This is a genomic window from Mycobacterium bohemicum DSM 44277 (assembly GCF_001053185.1).
In the GTDB taxonomy this organism is placed as follows: domain Bacteria; phylum Actinomycetota; class Actinomycetes; order Mycobacteriales; family Mycobacteriaceae; genus Mycobacterium; species Mycobacterium bohemicum.
In genome coordinates, this window is the sequence record NZ_CSTD01000003.1 from 126,308 (window position 1) to 142,385 (window position 16,078).

Genomic DNA, 16,078 nt, shown 5'->3' on the forward strand with positions numbered 1-16,078 from the left:
CGTGGCGGGTGAAACCAGAGCCAACGTCATTCCTCTGCACACCAATCGCGGTCGGGTAGCGGCGCGCCGCAGAGCGGATCAACGCGCGGAGTCATCCCGTCAACACCCCTCCCTGCTTTCGGATTCGCGCGAGAACGCGTCGGCCGATCAGATCGCCGCGGTCGTCCGGGAAATCGACGACCACCGCAGAGCCGCCGGTGCGGCCGGCCTGCCCGGGGGCGCCGATGCGCCGCTGAACGACCTCGCCCAGCGGGTCGCGGCCGTGGCCGGGTTCCTGCGCCGCCGGATCACCGGTGACTACGCCGTCGACGAGTTCGGCTTCGATCCGCACTTCAACAGCGCGGTCGTCCGGCCGTTGCTGAGGTTCTTCTTCCGGTCGTGGTTCCGGGTCGAGGTCAGCGGGATCGAGAACCTGCCCGCCGACGGTGCCGCGCTGCTGGTGGCCAACCACGCCGGGGTCCTGCCGTTCGACGGCCTGATGTTGTCGGTGGCGGTGCACGACGAGCACCCGGCCCACCGCGACCTGCGGCTGCTGGCCGCCGACATGGTGTTCGACCTGCCCATGGTGGGGGAGGCGGCCCGCAAGGCCGGCCACACCATGGCCTGCACGACCGACGCGCACCGCTTGCTCGCCGCCGGCGAACTGACCGCCGTCTTCCCGGAGGGCTACAAGGGGCTGGGAAAACGTTTCGAGGACCGCTACCGGTTGCAACGCTTCGGCCGCGGCGGATTCGTGACCGCGGCGCTGCGCACCAAGGCGCCCATCATCCCGTGCTCGATCGTCGGTTCGGAAGAGATTTATCCGATGCTGACCGACGTCAAGCTGCTGGCGCGGCTGTTCGGGCTGCCGTACTTCCCCATCACGCCGTTGTTCCCGCTGGCGGGCCCCGCCGGCCTGGTGCCGCTGCCGTCGAAGTGGCGCATCGCATTCGGCGAGCCGATCCATACCGACGACTACGCCGCGAGCGACGCCGACGACCCGATGGTGACCTTCGAGCTCACCGACCAGGTCCGCGAGACGATCCAGCAGACGCTGTACCGGCTGCTGGCCGGGCGCCGCAACATCTTCTTCGGCTGAGCCCTCCGCGTCGTTCGGGCCAACGACGCGGCGTTCGCGCCACCCAGGGCGCAAAAGGCAAGTGCCCCGGCGCCTTTGGCGCCGGGGCACTTTGCGTGCAAGCTACTTGACGAGCGTGAACTGGCAAACGTTGGTGTAGCCGTCGCGGAACAGGTCCGAGCAACCCCGCAGGTAGTGCAGGTAGATGTCGTAGGTCTCCTGCCCCTTGAGGGCGATCGCCTCGTCCTTGTGCGCCTCGAGCGCATCCGCCCAGGCCGTCAACGTCGGAACGTAGTTCTTGCCGATGAAGTGATGGCGTTCGATCTTGAAACCGGCCTCGGTCGAGTACCTGTCGACCTGTTCCACCTGGGGCAACCTACCGCCGGGGTAGATCTCCTTCAGGATGAAGCTGATGAACCGAAGCAGGGTCATCGTCGTCTTCAGACCCATCTGCTTGCCCTCCTCGGCGCTGGGCACCACGATGCTGTGCAGCAGCATCCGGCCGTCGTCGGGCAGCAAGTTGTAGAACTTCTTGAAGAAGACGCCGTAACGCTCGTACCCGGCGTCGCCGGCTCCGTCGGCGAAGTGCTCGAACGCGCCCAGCGACACGATCCGGTCGATCGGTTCGTCGGGGAATTCCTCCCAGCCCTGGATCCGCACTTCTTTGCGGCGGGGGCTGTCCATTTTGTCGAACTCAGCCACACAATGGGCGTACTGGTTCTCGCTCAGCGTCAGACCGATGACGTTGACGTCGTACTCCTGCACGGCGTGCCGCATGGTCGAGCCCCAGCCGCTCCCGATGTCGAGCAGGGTCATGCCGGGCTCGAGGTTGAGCTTGTCCAACGCGAGCTTGCGTTTGGCGTACTGCGCCTCTTCGAGCGTCGCCGCGCCCTCTTCCCAGTAGCCGCAGCTGTAGGTCATCGACGGGTCGAGCCAGAGCTTGAAGAACTCGTTCGACTTGTCGTAGTGGGACCGGACCGCTTCCACCGGGGGCTTCAGCTGGGTGTCCCCCATTTCACCCTGTGACGTCATTGAAATCACCCTACTTTCCGGCTGATATCGATGCAATCGCGGCGACTGTTTCCTCAGTGCTCGCGTCCTGGTTGGCGGCCTCACCCAGCATCGTGACGATGCCGGTGACGACCGGGTTGCCGTCGGCGTCTGTGATCTCGCTGCGAATTTCAGCGAGGACGGTGCCGTGCGACTCAATGACCGAGTCTAGATAAGTATCGAAGTAGAGCCGGTCGTGGGCAAGGATCGGGCGGTGGAAGCGCAACTTCTGGTCGCGGTGCATCACCCGTGCGATGTTGATCGGGATGCTGAACTTGGTGAAGATCTCCAGCTGCACCCGGCGCCCGGCGATCGCGGCGAAAGTCAGCGGCGCGACGAGTTCGGGGTAGCCGGCTTCGGCCGCGGCCGCCTCGTCGTGGTGCGCGGGATGATCGTCCTTGACCGCTTCCGCGAACTCCCGGATCTTCTCGCGTCCGACCTCGAAATAGTCCGATCCCCGGTAATTGCTGCCGATGATCCCCTGGGCCGATTCGGAAACTGTCATGCCCTGCGCTCCCCGCTCGAATGGTTGCTAGCGGCGCAGCTTATCAGCGCGATTGGCGCCGGGACGCCAGTGCCGCCAGCGCGCCGCCGGCCGCGCCGAGGGCCAGCGCCGACGGCACCCCGATCCGGGCGGCCTTGCGCGCGGTGCGGAAATCGCGGATCTCCCAGCCGCGTTCCCGCGCCAGCGCCCGCAGCCGCGCGTCCGGGTTGATGGCGACCGCGGTGCCGACCAGCGAGAGCATCGGCACGTCGTTGTAGCTGTCCGAGTAGGCGGTGCAGCGCTTGAGCTTGAGGCCCTCGCGGATGGCCAGCGACCGCACGGCGTGCGCCTTGCCGGTGCCGTGCAGGATGTCGCCGACCAGCCGGCCGGTGAACACGCCGTCGACCGACTCCGCGACCGTTCCCAGGGCGCCGGTCAGGCCGAGCCGGCGCGCGATCGTCGCGGCCAGCTCGTAGGGCGTGGCGGTGATCAGCCACACCTGCTGCCCGGCGTCGAGGTGCATCTGGGTGAGCTCGCGGGTGCCGGGCCAGATCTTGTCGGCGATGATCTCGTCGTAGATCTCCTCGCCGAGCCGCACCAGCTCCTCGACGGACCGGCCTTCGATGAAGGCGAGCGCCTTGCGCCGCCCGGCGGCGACGTCGTCGCTGTTCTCCGTGCCCAGCAGCTGAAACTTGGCCTGGGCGTAGACGAATCCGAGCACGTCGCGGTACGTGAAGTAGTGCCGGGCCGCCAGGCCGCGGCCGAAATGGACCGCCGAGGATCCCTGCACCAGCGTGTTGTCCACGTCGAAGAACGCGGCCGCGGTCAGGTCGACCGGCGGCTGCGGGCGACCGGGGGGACCCTGCTCGGCGGCCGCCTCCTTCAGGCCCTCCAGGGCGCGGGCGGCGCTGGCATCTGCGGCCAGGAACTCCAGGTCGACGGGACCGACGTCCGCGCCGCCCGGGCCCGAGGAACCCGAGGAAGTCACTGCCAACCCTCTCCGATCGCTGTGCCGCCCGGTGACCCGTGGGCGGCAGATCAACCCTATCGGGCTTGTTCCCGGCGCGTTCCCTCCCGGCGATCAGCTCACGACCACAGGGTCAGATTCGTGGCCATCGCGCCGGTGTAGTTGGCGTGTGCGGTTTCACCGGCGCTCTTCAACGCGGCCAGCGCCTCGCGCATCATCGCCTCGCCACGGGTCCAGCGCTGATGCGCCTCGGCGTGGGCCGCCGCGCCCGCACCCGTCCACGTCGCGTGCAGTTGCGTTGCGCGAGAGTCGATCTCGTTGATCAAGTCCTCGGCATGGCGCTGGAATTCGGCCATCCGGCGCACCGCGTCGGCCAGCGCCCGGGGATCGACCCCGAACGCCTCAGCCATGGCGCACCGCCCGCATCGCCCGAGCGGACCCCGCCTCGTTGGCCGCGTAGGCCGCACCGGCCTCGGCGACCAGACGCGCCAAGAGCGCCAAGCCCTGCTGGACCTGCCGGGCGCCGTGATGCCAGAGCTCCCACGCCGATGCGTACGCGCTTCCCGAGTTCCCGCGCCAGCCGGCCAGCAGCAGGCCCACCCGATCGTCGAGTTCGGCCAACCGGGCCGCCAGGTGCTCGGCCGCACCCCCGAGGGAGGCGGCAAAATCCTGCATCTCCCGTTGGTCGGCCCGCAGCGCGTCCTCGCCAGCCATAGCGGCAACGTAAGCAATCGCGCGCGACGGCACAATTCAGCGGTGCCAGACTGGTGGCCATGAGTGGGCACCGGGTGGAGTTGCTGACCCGCGACGGGTGCGCCGTCTGCGATCGCATGCGCGCCAGGCTGGCCGAGCTGGCCGGCGAGCTGGGCTTCGACCTGTCGACCACCGACGTCGACGAGGCGGGCAACGCCGCGCTGCGGGCGGAGTTCGGCGACCGGCTGCCGGTGCTCCTGCTCGACGGCCGCGAGCACAGCTACTGGGAGATCGACGAGGCCCGGCTGCGCGCCGACCTGGCCCGGTGACCCGATGACGCGGCGGTCGGCCGGGTGTGACGCTCGGCAATTATTTGGTAGCCCACCTCATCAACGATTACCGTGGACAGCAGTTCAGTCACTGGAGGAAGCAAGGGAGCTGGCCAGGTGATGCTGCCGTGAGCGTCTTGCTCTTCGGGGTTTCGCACCGTAGTGCGCCGGTTTCGGTCCTGGAACAGCTCAGCATCGACGAGTCCGATCAAGGCAAGATCGTCGACCGCGTGATGCAGTCGCCGCTCGTGACCGAGGCCATGGTCTTGTCGACGTGCAACCGCGTCGAGGTGTACGCGGTGGTGGACGCCTTCCACGGCGGCCTGGCGGTGATCGGGCAGGTGCTCTCCGAATACTCCGGCATGTCGATGGGCGACCTGACCCAATTCGCCTACGTGCGCTACAGCGAGGCCGCCGTCGAGCATCTGTTCGCCGTGGCCAGCGGCCTGGACTCGGCCGTGGTCGGCGAGCAGCAGGTGCTCGGTCAGGTGCGCCGCGCCTACGCTGCGGCCGAGGCCAACCAGACCGTCGGCCGGGTGCTGCACGAGCTGGCCCAGCGGGCCTTGTCGGTGGGCAAGCGGGTGCACTCCGAAACCGCCATCGACGCCGCGGGGGCCTCCGTGGTGTCGGTCGCCCTGAGCATGGCCGAGCGCCGGCTGGGCGGCTTGGAGGGCAAGACGGCCGCGGTCGTCGGCGCCGGAGCGATGGGCGCACTGGCCGCAGCGCACCTGACCCGCGCCGGCATCGGCCACGTGCACGTGCTGAACCGGTCGTTGTCCCGCGCGCAGCGGCTGGCCCGCAAGATCCGCGAAGCCGGGGTCGGGGCCCACGCCCGGACCATCGACGCCGTGGCCGACGCCCTGGCCGACGCCGACGTCGTGGTCAGCTGCACCGGCGCGGTGAGCCCGGTGGTGTCGCTGGCCGACGTGCACCACGCGCTGGCCACTTCCCGCCGCTCGGACGTTGACGAGGCCACCCGCCCGCTGGTCATCTGCGACCTGGGCATGCCGCGCGACGTCGACCCGGCGGTGGCCGGCCTCCCCGGCGTGTGGGTGGTCGATGTGGACCGCGTGCAAAGCGAACCGTCGGCGCACGCCGCGGCCTCGGACGTCGAGGCGGCCCGCCACATCGTCGCGGCCGAAGTCGCCGCCTACCTGGCCGGCCAGCGGATGGCCGAGGTCACCCCGACGGTGACCGCCCTGCGTCAGCGCGCCGCCGACGTGGTCGAGGCGGAACTGCTGCGCCTGGACAACCGGCTGCCCGGGCTCGGCGGCACCGAGCGCGAAGAGGTGGCCCGCACGGTGCGCCGGGTGGTGGACAAGCTGCTGCACGCCCCGACCGTGCGGATCAAGCAACTCGCCAGCGCCCCCGGCGGCGACAGCTACGCCGAGGCGTTGCGCGAACTGTTCGAACTCGACCAGACCGCCATAGACTCGGTCGCCGCCGTCGGCGCCGGCGAATTGCCCGTGCTGCCAAGCGGATTCGACGCCGGCACACCCAAACGGACCACCGAGTAGCCGATTGGCACACGTGATCCGGATAGGCACCCGGGGCAGTCTGTTGGCCACCACCCAGGCCGGCGTCGTCAGGGACGCGTTGATCGCCAACGGCCACGCCGCGGAATTGGTGACCATCAGCACAGCCGGCGACCGATCCTCGGCCCCGATCCAGACCCTTGGCGTGGGGGTGTTCACGACCGCGCTGCGCGAGGCCATCGAGGACGGCCGGGTGGACGCCGCGGTGCACTCCCACAAGGATTTGCCGACCGCCGACGACCCGAGGTTCACGATCGCGGCGATACCCCCGCGCAACGACCCCCGCGACGCCGTGGTGGCCCGCGACGGGCTGGTGCTGGGGGAGTTGCCGGCGGGTTCGCTGGTGGGCACGTCGTCCCCCCGGCGGGCCGCGCAGCTTAGAGCATTGGGTCTCGGTTTGGAAATCCGCCCCCTACGAGGCAACCTAGATACCAGGTTGAACAGGGTAAGCAGTGGTGATCTTGACGCGATCGTGGTGGCCCGCGCCGGTCTGGCCCGGCTGGGTCGCCTCGACGATGTCACCGAGACGTTAGAGCCGGTGCAGATGTTGCCAGCACCGGCTCAGGGCGCGCTCGCCGTGGAATGCCGCGCCGGTGACGACCGGCTGGCGGCAGTGCTGGCGGAGTTGGACGACGCCGACACGCGCGCGGCGGTCACCGCGGAGCGAGCCCTGTTGGCCGAACTGGAGGCCGGTTGCTCTGCACCGGTGGGCGCGATCGCCGAGGTGGTCGAGTCCATCGATGACGACGGTCGCGTCTTCGAAGAGCTGTCGCTGCGCGGTTGCGTGGCGGCACTGGACGGGTCCGATGTGATCCGGGCGTCCGGCATCGGCGCTCCCGGTCGGGCACGAGAGCTCGGGCTCTCGGTGGCCGCGGAGTTGTTCGAGCTTGGCGCCCGCGAGCTGATGCGGGCGGCGCGGCAAGAAGAACCCGCGCGAGAAGATTGAGACAGGACGTGAGAGCGACGTGGGAGCGACAATGACGCGCCAATCACCCATGCGAGGACGCAAGCCGAGGCCGGGCCACATCACCTACGTGGGTTCGGGGCCGGGCGACCCGGGATTGCTGACCACACGGGCCGCCACGGTGCTGGCCAACGCCGCCCTGGTGTTCATCGACCCCGACGTGCCCGAACCGGTGCTGGCGCTGATCGGCCGGGACCTGCCGCCGGTGTCCGGTCCCGCGCCGGCCGCCCCGGCCCCCTCGAACGCCGAAGCCGCAGCCGACGCCCACCAGGACGCGACGGCATCCGCGGTGATCACCGGCGGCCCCGACGTCCGCCCGGCGGTGGGTGAACCCGCGGAGTTGGCCAAAACGCTGGTCGCGGAGGCCCGTTCGGGGGTCGACGTGGTCCGGCTGGTGGCCGGTGACCCGCTGACGGTCGACGCGGTCGTCGCCGAGGTCAACGCCGTCGCGCGCAGCCACCTGCAGATCGAGATCGTCCCCGGCCTGGCCCCGGCCAGCTCGGTCCCGACCTATGCGGGGCTGCCGCTGGGCTCCTCGCACACCGTCGCCGACGTCACCGGCGACGCGGCGGGCATCGACTGGGAGGCGCTGGCCGCCGCGCCCGGGCCGCTGATCCTGCAGGCGACCGTTTCGAACCTGGCCGCCACGGCGCGCACCCTGATCGAGCACGAGCTGGCCGAGACGACCCCGTGCGTGGTGACCGCGCACGGGACCACCTGCCAGCAGCGGTCGGTGGAGACCACGCTGCACGGGCTCACCGACTCCGGGGTGCTGGGCGCCGCGGACCCGGCCGGCCCGCTGACCGGACCGCTGGTGGTGACCATCGGCAAGACCGTGGCCGCCCGCGCCAAGCTCAACTGGTGGGAGAGCCGCGCGCTGTACGGCTGGACCGTGCTGGTGCCCCGCACCAAGGACCAGGCCGGCGAGATGAGCGAGCGGCTGACGTCCTACGGCGCCCTGCCCATCGAGGTGCCCACCATCGCCGTCGAGCCGCCGCGCAGCCCGGCGCAGATGGAGCGGGCGGTCAAGGGGCTGGTCGACGGCCGGTTCCAGTGGGTCGTGTTCACCTCCACCAACGCGGTGCGCGCGGTGTGGGAGAAGTTCGGCGAATTCGGCCTGGACGCGCGCGCGTTCTCCGGTGTGAAGATCGCCTGTGTGGGCGAGCAGACGGCCGACCGGGTCCGCGCGTTCGGCATCAGCCCCGAGCTGGTGCCGGCCGGCGAGCAGTCCTCGCTCGGACTGCTCGACGACTTCCCGCCCTACGACAGCATTTTCGACCCGGTGAACCGGGTCCTGTTGCCGCGCGCCGACATCGCCACCGAGACGCTGGCCGAGGGGCTGCGCGAGCGTGGCTGGGAGATCGAGGACGTCACCGCCTACCGGACGGTGCGCGCCGCGCCGCCGCCGGCGGCCACCCGCGAGATGATCAAGACCGGCGGCTTCGACGCGGTCTGCTTCACGTCCAGCTCGACGGTGCGCAACCTGGTCGGCATCGCCGGTAAGCCGCACGCGCGGACGATCATCGCCTGCATCGGTCCCAAGACCGCCGAGACCGCCGCCGAGTTCGGGTTGCGGGTCGACGTCCAGCCGGACACGGCCGCGGTCGGTCCGTTGGTGGACGCCCTGGCCGAGCACGCCGCGCGGTTGCGGGCCGAGGGGGCGCTGCCACCGCCGCGTAAGAAGAGCCGCAGGCGCTAGTGGCGACCGCAAGCGCGGCGAAGCCGGGCGCAGCGGGTCGCCACGGAGGACCCTAGTGGCCTACCCGCGGCAGCGGCCGCGTCGGCTCCGCTCGACCCCCGCGTTGCGGCGCTTGGTGGCGCAAACATCCTTGGAGCCAAGGCATTTGGTGCTGCCGATGTTCGTCGCCGACGGCATCGACGAACCGCGGTCGATCTCGTCCATGCCCGGCGTCGTGCAGCACACGAGGGATTCGCTGCGCGCCGCCGCCGCCGACGCCGTCGCCGCCGGGGTGGGCGGGCTGATGCTGTTCGGCGTTCCCCGTGACGACGACAAGGATCCGGTCGGCTCGGCCGGCACCGACCCCGACGGCGTCCTCAACGTCGCCCTGCGGGACCTGGCCAAGGATCTCGGCGAGGCCACCGTTTTGATGGCCGACACCTGCCTGGACGAGTTCACCAACCACGGGCACTGCGGCGTCCTCGACGACCGGGGGCGTGTCGACAACGACGCCACGCTGGCGCGTTACGTGAAACTGGCTGTCGCCCAAGCGGAGTCGGGCGCCCACGTGGTCGGGCCGAGCGGGATGATGGACGGCCAGGTGGGCGCGATCCGCGACGGCCTGGACGCCGCGGGCTACACCGACGTGGCGATCCTGGCGTACGCCGCCAAGTTCGCCTCGGCCTTCTACGGCCCGTTCCGCGAGGCGGTGAGCTCGAGCCTGTCCGGGGATCGGCGCACCTATCAGCAGGAGCCGGGCAACGCGCGCGAGGCGCTGCGCGAGATCGAGCTGGATCTGGGCGAGGGCGCCGACATCGTCATGGTCAAACCCGCGCTCGGCTACCTCGACGTGGTGTCCGCGGCGGCGTCGATCTCGCCGGTGCCGGTCGCGGCCTACCAGGTGTCGGGGGAGTACGCGATGATCTGCGCCGCGGCCGCCAACGGTTGGGTCGACGAGCGGGCCGCCGCGCTGGAGTCACTTGGCTGCATCCGGCGGGCCGGGGCCGATATCGTGCTCACCTACTGGGCCGCGGCCGCCGCGGCCTGGCTTTCGTGAGATGGGGCGCGCGTTGCAACCACCGACATCACCGACACCGGAGGCACCGGCCGGGGACACCGAGCCCAAGCCGTTGTTCTACGAGCCCGGCGCCAGCTGGTTGTGGGTGCTGTTGGGGCCGATCTCGGCGGCGTCGATGGTGCTGATCGAGGTGTGGAGCGGCGCGGGGGTCGGGCTGGTGGTCCCCGCGATCTTTCTGGTGATGGTGTCGGCGTTCGTGGCGTTGCAGGTGAAAGCGGCGCGGATCCACGTGTCGGTCGAGTTGACCGCGGACGCCCTGCGGGAGGGCACGGAGACGATCCTGGTCCGCGAGATCGTCAGGGTCTATCCGGAACCCGAGAACCACGAGGCGTCGGGCAAGGAATTGGCCAAGTGGCAGTCGGCGCGGGCGCTCGGCGAACTGGTCGGGGTGCCTCGCGGCCGAACCGGCATCGGGCTCAAGCTCACCGGGGGCCGCACCGCGCAGGCCTGGGCGCGCAATCACCGCGGCCTGCGGGCGGCGCTGGCCCCGCTGGTGCAGGAGCGGGTGGACCGTGCCGCCTCCGATCTCATCGCCGACATCGACCACGATTTCGACCACGAAGACGAGCCGGGGTCAGAGCTGTGATCACACGCTACCGCGCGCTGCTCGAACTCGCGCTGGCCTGCGCGGCGTTGGCCGGAGCCGGGGTGGGCTGGGTGCATGCGCGCCACCCGGTCGCGGTGGCGCCCGTCGCCGAGGGGCAGCCCGCCACCTCGTCGCTGGTCTACGACCCCCAGCTGCTGCTGTTGACGATGATGCTGATCACGACCGCCGGCGTGCTGGCGGTGGTGGGAATCGCCCGCCTGAGGCGGGTTTCGCGGCGGCTTAGGCCGTCTTCTTGATGAGCGGCAGCACCAGCTGACGCCGGCTGACGATCGCGTCGGCCAGGTTTCGCAGCGCCTCGTGCACCGAACGGGCGGTGGGGAACGCGTCCTCGGCGCGGGCGTCGTTCAGTAGCTCGGTGACCGCGGGACCCACGACCAACGTCCACTCCGCCCCGGCGGCGCTGCAGTCGTCGTCGAATGTCAGCAACAGGGACATGCCGGCACCGGTGAAGCGGCGGACCTCGCTGAGGTCGAGCACCACCGGGCCGCCGCCCAACAGGAAGCGGCGGAGGTACTGGGCGACCTGCTCGACGTTGGTGGCATCGATTTCGCCCTGGATCGTGACGACGGTCGCCAGGTGGCGACCGTGTGCCCGAATCCGCGCGCCACCACAGTCGACGATCGTGGTTCTGCCAGCCATGAGCAACCTCCTGCGCGGTGTTGAACTCAACGCTAAGCGGCAAAGATAAGGGGACCGACAACCGGCTCTAACTCTTTGCTAAGAGGCGAATTCGGGTGTACCCGCGGGTAACCGGGCAAAGACCGGGCGCCGTCGGGTCGCCTCGCGGGGCGCGGCCACGCCGAAACCCCTCACTCCGCGCGCCTCGCCGCGCTGTTAGGCTGCCTTGGCTGCCGGTTGCGAGGCGGGGGGACCGGTGATCGCAACCTGGCCTCGACGGGGCCGGCCAGTTCGATCACGTGGCGACCGAAACAGCACAGTCGAGACGGAAAGAGCATCGTGCGCACCGGAGAGATCAGGGCCCTGACCGGGCTCCGCATCGTCGCCGCGCTCTGGGTCGTGCTGTTCCACTTCCGGCCGATGCTGGCCGACGCATCACCCGACCTGCGCGACGCCCTCGCGCCCGTGCTCAACTGCGGGGCCCAGGGCGTCGACCTCTTCTTCATCCTCAGCGGGTTCGTGCTGACCTACAACTACCTCGACCGCATGGGCCGGTCCTTCTCGGCGCGGGCCACCCTGCGCTTCTTGTGGCTGAGGCTTGCCCGGGTCTGGCCGGTGTACCTGGTGACCCTGCACCTCGCGGCCGTGTGGGTGATCTTCACCCTGCATGTCGGGCACGTGCCGTCGCCGGACGCCGCCCGGCTCACCGCGATCAGCTACGTGCGCCAGATCCTGCTGGTGCAGCTGTGGTTCCAGCCCTACTTCGACGATTCCAGCTGGGACGGGCCGGCCTGGTCGATCAGCGCCGAATGGCTCGCCTACCTGATGTTCGGGGCGCTCATCCTGGTGATCTTCCGGATGCAGCACGCGACGCGGGCGCGGGGCCTGATGTGGTTGGCCTTCGCCGCGTCGCTGCCGCCGGTGGCGCTGTTGCTGACCAGCGGCCAGTTCTACACGCCGTGGAGCTGGCTGCCGCGCATTGTCACGCAGTTCGTCGCCGGCGCCCTGGCCTGTGCGGCGGTGCGCAGGTTGCGGCTGACCGATCGCGCCCGCCGAATCGCCGGGTACGTCTCGGTGCTCATCCTCGCCGCCGTCGTGGGTGTCCTGTATTTCCTGGACGCCCACCCGATCAGCGGTGTGGTGGACAGCGGCGGGGTGGTCGACCTGCTGTTCGTTCCGCTCGTGATGGCGCTGGCGATCGGGGCCGGCAGCCTGCCCAGAGTGCTCTCGACGCGGGTGCTGGTCTACGGCGGGGAGATCTCGTTCTGCCTGTACATGGTTCACGAGCTGGTGCATACGGCCTGGGGCTGGGCCGTCGAACAATTCGAGCTGGTCCCGCAGGACAATCCGTGGAAGTGGAACATCGTCGCCCTGCTGCTGGTGGCGGTGGTCATCTCGGTCCTGCTGTACCACTTCGTCGAAGAGCCCGCGCGCCACTGGATGCGCAGGATGGTCGACGTGAGGGCCGTGACCATGGGTCCCGACGGGTCGGGGAGCGCCAAGGTTCGTCAGATCGACAGTGCGCGGGAGGCGGTTTCGGCTCGCGCGGTGTGACAATTGTCGAGTCGGGTGTCGGGGTGGGTGCTCGGGCTGGCCGCCGAGAAATCGCAGGGGAGGAAGTGAGTGAGTCGTCTGGCGACCTGTGTCGTGGCGCTGGCTCTGATGGTCGGGCTGTTCGTCCATCCGGGGCGGGTGCGGGCCTACGGCATGCTGACTCAGGATTACCGCCTGAATCACGTTGCCGTGGTGAGTGATTCGTACACCACTGGAACCAACGAGGGTGGCGAGGGTCCGCGCTCGTGGCCAGCCCGCGCCTGGAAGTTGCTGGCCCAGGGCGGTGAGCGCGTCGCACCGGACGTGGCGGCCGAGGGCAGGGCCGGCTACGTCGTGCGCGGGGACCACGGCAGCGTTTTCGAGGATCTGACGGCGCGCGCGGTCAAGCCCGACGATGCGCTGGTGGTGTTCTTCGGCTCCCGCAACGACGAGGGCGTCGACCCGGGCGTGCTGGCCCAAAACATCCGCAAGACTTTCGATCTCGCGCGCCGGGCCGCGCCCTCGGCGAAGTTTCTGGTGATCGGGCCGCCCTGGCCGACCGCCGATGTCCCGCCGGCCATGTTCGCCGTGCGCGACGCGCTGGGCGCCGGGGCCGCGGCCGCGGGCGCGGCGTTCGTCGACCCGATCGCCGAACGCTGGTTCGTCGACCGGCCCGACCTCATCGGCGCCGACGGCGTACACCCGACCGACGCGGGACATGAATACCTGGCGGACATGATCGCGCCGCTGATCCGAATGCAACTGGCGCCGGCCTAGATCAGGCGTGCCGGGCGGTTTCCCGGGCTCCCGCAGCGTACCGAGTGTGCCTGTTACGCAATGATTTCGAGTGATTCATGTGCATGTCACCCACAGTCGGCGATTTTCTCGGCACCCTCGTCGGCGGGCAGCTCGTGATGGCGCAGCGTCGGCATGTGTGCGGCGTATCCACGCTTCTCGAATGCGATGCGGGCCTCAAGCCCAATTGCTCGCCGCGAGTTGCCGTGGATCAACACGACAGTCTGGCCTCGGCCATGACGCTCGCCGGCGGTTCAGTCGTCGGCGTGCCGCTCGTAATCCCAGCGCTCCAGGCGCGTCTGCAACTGCATCAGGCCCATCCCCGCGACCGGGGCGACCACGGCTATACAAGCCAGCAGCAGCGGACTCATCTCACAACCTCCAAATACCTTTTGTCAGTATGACGTTCGTGTGCATCGATTTGGTTCATTTCGGATTATTTGTTGGCCACGGCGTGGTCGGTCAGAGCTCCCATCACCGGCGTCATCAGTTGGGCGTACTCGGTCGTCACGTGGTTGTCGTCCCGGAACACCAGCGTGTTGCCGACGATCACCGGGCAGCGGTCCGGGACGCAGAACAGGTCGGTCAGATCGGCGTACTGCCCGCCCGCCGCGACGGTCGCGCCCTGCTCGGCGGCCACGGCCGCCACGCCCAGGCTGGCGGTCACCGACCGGCGCAGCGTCGCGGCGAACCGGCCGGGGTTCTCGACCAGGTGGAGGGTGAGCACGGCGAGCCCCGCCGACACCAGGGTCGCCGACAACCGGACGGCCGGGCCCGCGGGCACGCCCAGCAACGAGGGCATCAGCAACAGCAGCGGCCAGTGCCACAGGTACCACGAGTAGGACACGCGGCCGATCGAGCGCATCGCCGGCCGGCACAGCACCCGGCCCACCCCCAGTCCCTTGGTCGCGCAACCGGCGCCGATCACCAGCGCCGTGCCCAGCACCGGCAGCAGCGCCGCGGTCCCCGGGTAGGGGGTGTGGGGCCCCAGTTGCGTGCAGGTCGCCAGGATCAGCACCAGGCCGCCCCATCCGGCGATCGCCGCCGGCAGCAGCGGCAGCCGGCGCCACTGCGGGATCGACAGCGCCACCAGACCGCCGGCGGCCAGCTCCCAGGCGCGGGTGGGAAGCGAGAAGAACGCCCACGACGGCGACGTGCGGGTCCACCACACGGCGGCCGTCAGCGACGCCGCCCCGACCACTCCGAGCGCGACCGCGTACGGCATCGCCCGCGCCGCCGCGCCGGTTCGCCCGAGCCGTCCGAGCAACCACGCGGTGCCGATGATCAACACCGGCCACACCAGATAGAACTGCTCCTCGACGCCCAGTGACCAGTAGTGCTGGAACGGTGACGGCATCCCCGGCGCCAGGTAGTCCGTGCCCTGCGTCGCGAACCGGTAGTTGCCGACATACAGCGCGCTGGCGATGCCGTCCACGAAGACGCTGCGCGCCTGCAGCGGCGGGAGCGCGACGGCCGCCAGGAGGGCGGTGGCGGCACCCACCACGGCCGCGGCGGGCAGCAGCCGTCGCGCCCGCGCGGCGTAGAAACGTCCCACCGCAACGGAATTGGTGGCGGCGACCTCCTGCCACAACAACCGGGTGATGAGGAAGCCGGAGATGACGAAGAAGACGTCGACGCCGACGTAGCCGCCGGTGATGCCCGGGATGCCGGCGTGGTAGAGCACGACTGCGATCACCGCGATCGCCCGCAGCCCTTCGATATCGGGCCGGAATCCCTTGCGGCGGGGCCGCTCCACTCGGCGTGGGCTGCCGGCGACCGCTTCCTGGGGGAGTGTCATCTGCGTGGCTTAGGTAGCCATCCAGGCCAGCTCGCCGGGAAGTTGGACGCGCCAGTACACGACGTCGTGCCCGCCTATCGAGAAGCTGCCCGCCGCGGGAGTCTTCAGTTGGGACACGAATTGTCTGGTGGCCGGGTAGAAGCGGTCGAAGAGCCCGCAGTCCACCCGCAGCGGAATCGAGTTCAGCGTGGGCAGACCGAACACGCTGTTCTGCGCCCAGTCGTCGGCACTGTCGAAAGCGCCGGGGGTGGCGTCGGCGAACGAGCTGAACAGGGCCGGGCTGATCGCGCAGATGCCGGCGGTGCGCGACGGACCCAGCTTGGCGCCCAGGTGCAGCGCCCCGTAGCCGCCCATCGACCATCCCATGAAGCCCACCCGCGAGGTGTCGAAACCCATGGTGGACAGCATCGGCAGCAACTCGTCGAGCACCATCGCGCCGGAGTCCTCGCCGGAAGCCCTCTTGTGCCAGTAGGTGTTGCCGCCGTCGACGCTGACCACCGCGAACGGCGGCTTGCCCGCTTTGGCCAGTCGTGCCAGGCCCTCGGGGACGCCCATGTCCAGCATCTGGTTCGCGTCGCCGTCCATGCCGTGCAGCGCGATCACCGGACGCAACGCCCCGGTCTGGCCGGGCGGCATGGCGATCACGTAGTTGGTCTTGATCCCCCCGCGGGCCGCCGACACGAACGAACCGGTCACCTTGGTCGGCAGAGTGGTGCCCGCGGTCGGCGGCTCGAACGGGGCCGGACCCGGCGCCGCCTGTGACCTCACCGGGTCCAGCAGCCCGCTGAACGCCAGCACACCGGCGGCTCCCAGGCCGGCGCCGGCGCCCATGCGCAGCACCGCCCGGCGGGTGAGGTCAGGCATGATCGCAATGATGCCGCGTGGGCCGGGT

At 70.0% G+C, this 16,078-nt stretch carries 18 protein-coding genes and 1 pseudogene; 10 read left to right on the forward strand and 9 right to left on the reverse strand.

What is annotated here, in order from left to right:
* Window position 1 precedes the first annotated feature (1 nt).
* A complete protein-coding gene (locus BN971_RS15085) occupies window positions 2–1,078 on the forward strand; it encodes a lysophospholipid acyltransferase family protein (RefSeq protein ID WP_085179340.1) in 1,077 nt (358 codons plus the stop codon).
* Window positions 1,079–1,180: 102 nt separating this feature from the next.
* Here the strand turns inward: BN971_RS15085 and cmaA2 are convergent, their stop codons facing one another.
* From cmaA2 to BN971_RS15110, 5 genes are all read right to left on the reverse strand, one after another.
* On the reverse strand, window positions 1,181–2,089 hold the full coding sequence (gene cmaA2 / locus BN971_RS15090) for a cyclopropane mycolic acid synthase CmaA2 (RefSeq protein ID WP_085179339.1): 909 nt from the start codon (window positions 2,087–2,089) through the stop codon (window positions 1,181–1,183).
* A gap of 10 nt (window positions 2,090–2,099) precedes the next feature.
* Window positions 2,100–2,612, reverse strand: coding sequence for an FAS1-like dehydratase domain-containing protein (locus tag BN971_RS15095; RefSeq protein WP_085179338.1), 513 nt, complete (start codon window positions 2,610–2,612; stop codon window positions 2,100–2,102).
* 43 nt (window positions 2,613–2,655) lie between these two features.
* Entirely contained in the window at window positions 2,656–3,579 is a 924-nt protein-coding gene (locus tag BN971_RS15100; protein WP_085179337.1) for an HAD family hydrolase, read from the reverse strand.
* 98 nt (window positions 3,580–3,677) lie between these two features.
* Window positions 3,678–3,968, reverse strand: coding sequence for a WXG100 family type VII secretion target (locus BN971_RS15105; protein WP_085179336.1), 291 nt, complete (start codon window positions 3,966–3,968; stop codon window positions 3,678–3,680).
* Window positions 3,961–4,272: a WXG100 family type VII secretion target gene (locus tag BN971_RS15110; protein WP_085179335.1), complete on the reverse strand. Its 312-nt coding sequence runs from the start codon at window positions 4,270–4,272 to the stop codon at window positions 3,961–3,963. Before BN971_RS15110 ends, BN971_RS15105 begins: the two co-directional genes overlap by 8 nt.
* Before the next feature lie 59 nt (window positions 4,273–4,331).
* Here BN971_RS15110 and BN971_RS15115 point away from each other — a divergent pair, with 59 nt between their 5' ends.
* From BN971_RS15115 to BN971_RS15145, 7 genes are all read left to right on the forward strand, one after another.
* Window positions 4,332–4,580 carry a glutaredoxin family protein gene (locus BN971_RS15115; protein WP_090350260.1) on the forward strand — a complete coding sequence of 83 codons (249 nt, stop codon included), beginning with the start codon at window positions 4,332–4,334 and terminating at the stop codon, window positions 4,578–4,580.
* Between the two features lie 128 nt (window positions 4,581–4,708).
* Window positions 4,709–6,097: a glutamyl-tRNA reductase gene (locus tag BN971_RS15120; RefSeq protein ID WP_085179333.1), complete on the forward strand. Its 1,389-nt coding sequence runs from the start codon at window positions 4,709–4,711 to the stop codon at window positions 6,095–6,097.
* A gap of 13 nt (window positions 6,098–6,110) precedes the next feature.
* Window positions 6,111–7,061 carry a hydroxymethylbilane synthase gene (gene hemC, locus BN971_RS15125; protein ID WP_085179332.1) on the forward strand — a complete coding sequence of 317 codons (951 nt, stop codon included), beginning with the start codon at window positions 6,111–6,113 and terminating at the stop codon, window positions 7,059–7,061.
* A 31-nt stretch (window positions 7,062–7,092) separates the two neighbouring features.
* Entirely contained in the window at window positions 7,093–8,778 is a 1,686-nt protein-coding gene (locus BN971_RS15130; protein ID WP_090350262.1) for a bifunctional uroporphyrinogen-III C-methyltransferase/uroporphyrinogen-III synthase, read from the forward strand.
* A gap of 55 nt (window positions 8,779–8,833) precedes the next feature.
* Window positions 8,834–9,814 (forward strand): porphobilinogen synthase, encoded by a 981-nt coding sequence (gene hemB, locus BN971_RS15135; protein ID WP_085179330.1) that lies wholly within the window; start codon window positions 8,834–8,836, stop codon window positions 9,812–9,814.
* 1 nt (window position 9,815) lies between these two features.
* Window positions 9,816–10,421 carry a DUF3093 domain-containing protein gene (locus tag BN971_RS15140; protein WP_245836506.1) on the forward strand — a complete coding sequence of 202 codons (606 nt, stop codon included), beginning with the start codon at window positions 9,816–9,818 and terminating at the stop codon, window positions 10,419–10,421.
* Entirely contained in the window at window positions 10,418–10,678 is a 261-nt protein-coding gene (locus BN971_RS15145; protein WP_085179329.1) for a hypothetical protein, read from the forward strand. The genes BN971_RS15140 and BN971_RS15145 overlap by 4 nt, the downstream gene beginning before the upstream one ends.
* Here BN971_RS15145 and BN971_RS15150 read toward each other — a convergent pair.
* The gene (locus tag BN971_RS15150; protein WP_085179328.1) at window positions 10,662–11,081 is read right to left on the reverse strand and encodes an STAS domain-containing protein; all 420 of its coding nucleotides are present in this window, start codon (window positions 11,079–11,081) and stop codon (window positions 10,662–10,664) included. The genes BN971_RS15145 and BN971_RS15150 overlap by 17 nt on opposite strands.
* A 318-nt stretch (window positions 11,082–11,399) precedes the next feature.
* Between BN971_RS15150 and BN971_RS15155 the strand changes: the two genes are divergently transcribed.
* Window positions 11,400–12,614: an acyltransferase family protein gene (locus BN971_RS15155; RefSeq protein WP_211279771.1), complete on the forward strand. Its 1,215-nt coding sequence runs from the start codon at window positions 11,400–11,402 to the stop codon at window positions 12,612–12,614.
* Window positions 12,615–12,683: 69 nt separating this feature from the next.
* Window positions 12,684–13,370 (forward strand): Rv0518 family GDSL lipase, encoded by a 687-nt coding sequence (locus BN971_RS15160; RefSeq protein ID WP_090350263.1) that lies wholly within the window; start codon window positions 12,684–12,686, stop codon window positions 13,368–13,370.
* Between the two features lie 454 nt (window positions 13,371–13,824).
* On the opposite strand, the gene BN971_RS26695 is transcribed toward BN971_RS15160, so the two are convergent.
* From BN971_RS26695 to BN971_RS15170, 3 genes and pseudogenes are all read right to left on the reverse strand, one after another.
* On the reverse strand, window positions 13,825–14,037 hold the full coding sequence (locus BN971_RS26695; RefSeq protein WP_428978064.1) for an SGNH hydrolase domain-containing protein: 213 nt from the start codon (window positions 14,035–14,037) through the stop codon (window positions 13,825–13,827).
* Window positions 14,020–15,186: pseudogene (locus BN971_RS15165) on the reverse strand (acyltransferase family protein); the annotation flags it as partial. The pseudogene BN971_RS15165 and the gene BN971_RS26695, both read right to left, overlap by 18 nt.
* Window positions 15,187–15,195: 9 nt before the next feature.
* On the reverse strand, window positions 15,196–16,059 hold the full coding sequence (locus BN971_RS15170; RefSeq protein WP_211279775.1) for an alpha/beta hydrolase: 864 nt from the start codon (window positions 16,057–16,059) through the stop codon (window positions 15,196–15,198).
* Window positions 16,060–16,078 lie beyond the last annotated feature (19 nt).